The sequence below is a fragment of the Vibrio scophthalmi LMG 19158 genome, assembly GCF_000222585.1.
Taxonomy (GTDB): domain Bacteria; phylum Pseudomonadota; class Gammaproteobacteria; order Enterobacterales; family Vibrionaceae; genus Vibrio; species Vibrio scophthalmi.
Map to the genome: position 1 here is coordinate 1 of NZ_AFWE01000205.1, position 655 is coordinate 655.

The window sequence follows — 655 nt, forward strand, 5'->3', positions numbered from 1 at the left end:
GGAATGACCCCTTAAAAGTAGACACTGAGGGTTAATTCATTAGTTCAAAATCTATGGGACTCACTCCACCTAGAGTCCCATGCCTTCTTACTGGATTGTAATACGTATCGATATAAAGTCGACTTTGCATTGTCATTTCCTGACGAGACATCCCACCTAGATTGCTAATCCACTCTTTTTTATACTGAGCAAAGAAGCTTTCTGAACAGGCATTATCCCAGCAATTTCCTTTACGCGACATACTCACGGTAATTGCCTTTTTCCGATGCCATCGTAAAGTTTCTATCGCTCGATATTGAACACCTTGGTCCGAATGAAACATTAACTTCCGGCCATCTGGTCGGCGGCTTTTCCATGCCTTATTCAGCGTTTTTAGCACTAAACAAGCGCTGTTTATACGACTTGTTGACCACCCGACCACCTTTCGCGAATACAAATCTAATATGACACAAAGGTAATTCCAGCCTTCTTTACATCGAACTTGAGTTATATCCGAAGCCCAAACTTGATTTGGCTTACTTACGTCAAATTGGCGGTTGAGAAGATTGTACGCAGGCATAAGCGTTTTCTGTCTAGGTGCTCGACCATGACGCTTTTTACTGGCCTTGGAACGATAACCTAATGACTGCAATAACCTTTGAACTCGCTTCTTATT

1 protein-coding gene is annotated in these 655 nt (G+C 42.3%); it reads right to left on the bottom strand.

Features of this window, described 5'->3' with window-relative positions; translation table 11 throughout:
• Nucleotides 1–31: 31 nt before the first annotated feature.
• On the bottom strand, nucleotides 32–655 hold a 624-nt coding region (locus RH88_RS18000; RefSeq protein WP_005598680.1), incomplete at its 5' end, for an IS3 family transposase.